3 protein-coding genes are annotated in these 3,965 nt (G+C 47.5%); 1 reads left to right on the plus strand and 2 read right to left on the minus strand.

From position 1 onward, the window contains the following. Positions 1–648: 648 nt before the first annotated feature. Complete coding sequence (locus tag FJZ26_04650) at positions 649–1,785, minus strand: hypothetical protein (protein ID MBM3229694.1); 1,137 nt, start codon at positions 1,783–1,785, stop codon at positions 649–651. A 75-nt stretch (positions 1,786–1,860) separates the two neighbouring features. On the opposite strand from FJZ26_04650, the gene FJZ26_04655 reads away from it, so the two are divergent. After that, entirely contained in the window at positions 1,861–2,184 is a 324-nt protein-coding gene (locus tag FJZ26_04655; protein ID MBM3229695.1) for a hypothetical protein, read from the plus strand. Between the two features lie 214 nt (positions 2,185–2,398). Here FJZ26_04655 and FJZ26_04660 read toward each other — a convergent pair. Beyond that, the coding region (locus FJZ26_04660) for a copper-translocating P-type ATPase (GenBank protein MBM3229696.1) at positions 2,399–3,965 on the minus strand (1,567 nt) is incomplete at its 5' end.

A 3,965-nucleotide genomic window follows, 5' to 3' on the forward strand; every position in this document is an offset into this window, starting at 1 on the left:
TGAAAAATCAAGCGACACAAAATACTACGAAGTCGACAAAAACATTGGGATAAGCGACAGCTTAGTTGCTTTAGCAAATGAAAACCTGTTTTTCTGCCTCTTCTCGCTTTTCATTTTCGCAGTCCCCTTCTTTTTTCCATCCCCGCAGCCGCTTACTGGTTCAATTGTCAATGCCGTTTTGGTGCTTGGGGCGCTGACGCTTGGGGGGAACAAGCCATATTACCTTGTCTTCCTGCCCGGGCTTGCAACAATTGCAAACGGGCTTTTGTTTGGCCCCTTTTCAATCTTTATTGCCTATATGCTGCCCTTCATCTGGCTTGGCAACGCAATCATAATCCTTGCCTTCAAAAAATTTTATGTTGAAGCAAAGCACAGCTTTGCACTTGTGGCGGTCCTGGCCGCGTTTGCCAAAACTGCATTGCTTTATTTATCAGCAAGCTTGCTTTTTGCACTTGCAATTATCCCGCGGCCAATCCTAGATGCAATGGGCGCGCTTCAATTTTTCACTGCACTTGCGGGTTGCGCACTTGCATTTACTGCGATAAAAATTTACAAGAGGCAATCTGGCAATAGCTAAAAATCCAATGCTTTTTTTCGCTTGCCTGTCCAGCCTGCACTTAGGTTCAAACACAGGTCTTTTTCTTGCCTCTAGTCAATGTCGTGTAGCAATATGTGCGGGCTGTGGCAGGATGCCGATGCATGCTCATCCATTTTTTCATGCCCGTTTTTCAAATGCAGCATTTCCCTTGCTTTGCTTGAGCCTACATCGGCAAAAAATGAGCGGTATATTTCATTTACTTTTGGGTTCTGGATTGAGTTGCCTGCAAACAAGTCTGCCTGCTGCCTTAGTGCAAGCGCCCTAAGCCGAATTTTCTCAAGATTGCTTGGCTGTGGCTGCCCACCACCACCTGCGCATCCCCCCGCACAAGCCATGACTTCAACAAAATGGTATGTCTTTCCAGCTTTCATCTCATCAATTATCTTATTGGCATTTTGAAGGCCCCATACGCATGCAATATTTAGCTTGTGCCCGCCCACTGTTACCTGCGCTGTTTTAATCGCCTCATCGCCTCTAAATTTTTTGAATTCAACAGGCTGGCCTAAAAGCCTGCCGAGGTTTTGCACTGCAGCTTCAGTCACCCCTCCGCTTGCACCAAACACAAGCCCCTCTCCAGAGCCTCTGCCCTCGACTGTGTCAAACTCGGATTCGCCTGCAGAAACCAAATCAAGCCCCCTTTCCTTAATCACCTTTGCAATCTCGCGTGTTGTGAAAACGTAGTCTACGTACTTTTTTCCATTTGCCATTTCAAAGTGCGTTTCCTGTTCCTTGAGGACGCAGGGCATTATGGAAACAACCAGCGGCTCACTTGCCATCCCAAGCTTTTTTGCAAAGTACTCTTTTATAACAGCCCCCAACGCCATTTCAGGCGACACGAGGGTGCAAATATTTTTTTCAAGTTCCGGGTGGGTGTTTTTTGCATAAATCATCCAGCCAATGCAACAGGATGTGAAAAGCGGGAACGGGCCCCCATTTTCAATGGCTTTTTTCAGCTCGTTTGCCTCTTCAATTGCTATAATATCGGCGCCAAGAGGCGTGTCAAACACGTGCTTTGCCCCAAGCTTTCGCAGAACCCAAATCAGCTTTTTTGTGATGTCTGTACCAAGCGGCATGCCAAACTCTTCGCCAAGTGCAATTCGCACCGATGGGGCTATCTGGAAGCAAAGCTCCCTTGTCACTCCAAGTCCCTCAACCGCCTTGAATTTTTCTACTGGGTCGCCTGCCATAAATTTATTTCCCTCAACCGTATTTAATAATTGGCATTGATATTAACTAAACAGGACAATCCAGGTGTTATGTGCATGGAAACAGATGCAGAACTTGAAGAAATAAGAAGGAAAAAATTCGAATCCACACTTGCTCAAAGTGACAAGGGTGCAGTGCAGGCAAAAAAACAATTCGGCTTGAAAGTGAAAATCTACTCTACGCCAACCTGTCCCTACTGCGTGCAGGCTAAAAGATACTTCGACTTGCAGGGAATCGCTTATGTAGAAGTCAATGTGGCATCTGATCAGAAAGCCGCATACGAAATGGCACAAATAGAAATCAACGGCCGCACTATTGTGGGTTTTGACCGCCCTGCATTGGATGCCATCATCGCAAGCTTCCAGATGATGGGTTTCTAGGAGACGGCATTTTCTACTTCTTTTCCATCCTGTTCCAAATCATTGCAAACACCGCGTCGACAACTGCACCTATCACAAATGCAAGCACAGTGCCTACTGCAAGCGTGCCTGCGCCAAATGGCACATAAGCATATTCAACAACCATCCCATACAAATCACCAAATTTTTTTCCGAATCCGCCGTCCACTAGACAAACCATCAACCAGACAATTTCCTAAAGCTTAATCCACTTTAGGGTCAGTGCGTTTGTCACTACCGAAACACTCGAGAGAGCCATTGCCCCACCTGCCATAATGGGCGAGAGCAGCCATCCTGTTGTTGTGTACAATACTCCTGCCGCAATCGGTATGCCAAGCACATTATACACAAGCGCCCAGAACATGTTCTGCCTAATCTTGTTCATTGTGGCCCTGCCAAGCCGTATCGAACGAGGCACGTCCATAGGGTCGGAGCGCATCAGCACAACGCTTCCCGATTCCATCGCCACATCTGTTCCAGAGCCCATCGCAATGCCTATGTTGGCAGCCGCAAGTGCCGGAGCGTCATTCACGCCATCACCGACCATTGCAACAGTCTTGCCTTGCTCCTGCAGTTTTTTCACATACTGCGCCTTTTCCTCAGGCAATACGCGTGCAAAACAGGTTGCAATGCCAGCTTTTTTGGCTATTGCATTTGCAGTCCTCTCATTATCCCCGGTAATAAGAAAACTCTCTATTCCAAGCTTGGAAAGTTCGCCAACCGCCTGCACTGAAGTTGCCTTGACTTGGTCGGCAACTGCAACTATCCCTATAATCTGCTTGCCCAATCCTACAAACATGGCAGTCTTTCCCTGCTCTTCAAGTGCTTGCGATGCTACAAGTGCCTTGCCTTTAATCTCTCCAAACAGCCTGAAGCTTCCAACCAAATAATTATCCTTGCCAATTTTTCCACTCACCCCTTTTCCCGGAATGTTTTTGAAATTCTGCACTTTTGAAAGTTGAATCCCGCGCGACTTTGCCTCGTTCACTATTGACTCTGCAAGCGGATGCTCGGAGGGCTTCTCAAGGCTTGCAGCAAGGAAAAGCAAGGTCTCCTGCGAAACCTTTGCAATTGGCACAATGTCTGTGACTTTTGGCCTGCCTTCTGTTATTGTTCCAGTCTTGTCGAAAATTATTGCATTGATTTTGTGCATCTGCTCAAGTGCCTCGGCATTTTTGATAAGAACCCCTCTCTGTGCACCAATGCCGGTTCCAACCATTATGGCTGTCGGCGTTGCAAGCCCAAGCGCGCAGGGGCAGGCAATCACAAGCACAGAAACCGCAAGTATCAGGGCAAATGAGAAGGATGCGGCGGCAATGAAATACCAGTAGGCAAATGTAAGTGCTGCAATGACCACCACGACTGGCACAAAGTATGCGCTTATCGTGTCTGCAAAGCGCTGTATGGGTGCGCGGCTTCCCTGCGCCTCTTCAACAAGCCTCACTATCTGTGCAAGAACCGTATCTGCGCCAACCTTGGATGCCTTGAATGTAAAACTTCCATGCTTGTTTATTGAGCCTGCAATCACTTTGCTCCCTTTTATCTTTTCAACAGGAATGCTCTCTCCTGTGACCAGGCTTTCGTCAACCGCTGAATTTCCCTCCACAACCGCTCCGTCAACAGGAATGCGCTCGCCAGGTTTCACAACAACCAAATCCCCGACCACAACTTGCGAAGATGGAATATCAAGCTCCTTTCCCCTTCTAATTACGTGTGCCATTTTTGGCGACAAGTCCATCAACTTTCGTATTGCCTCACTTGTC

The organism is Candidatus Parvarchaeota archaeon (assembly GCA_016866895.1).
Lineage (GTDB): Archaea > Micrarchaeota > Micrarchaeia > Anstonellales > VGKX01 > VGKX01.

Bases quoted from the DNA above. Each gene is read 5' to 3' on its own strand.
- FJZ26_04650 (MBM3229694.1), bottom strand. From the start codon at position 1,785: ATGGCAGGCGACCCAGTAGAAAAATTCAAGGCGGTTGAGGGACTTGGA.
- FJZ26_04655 (MBM3229695.1), top strand. From the start codon at position 1,861: ATGGAAACAGATGCAGAACTTGAAGAAATAAGAAGGAAAAAATTCGAA.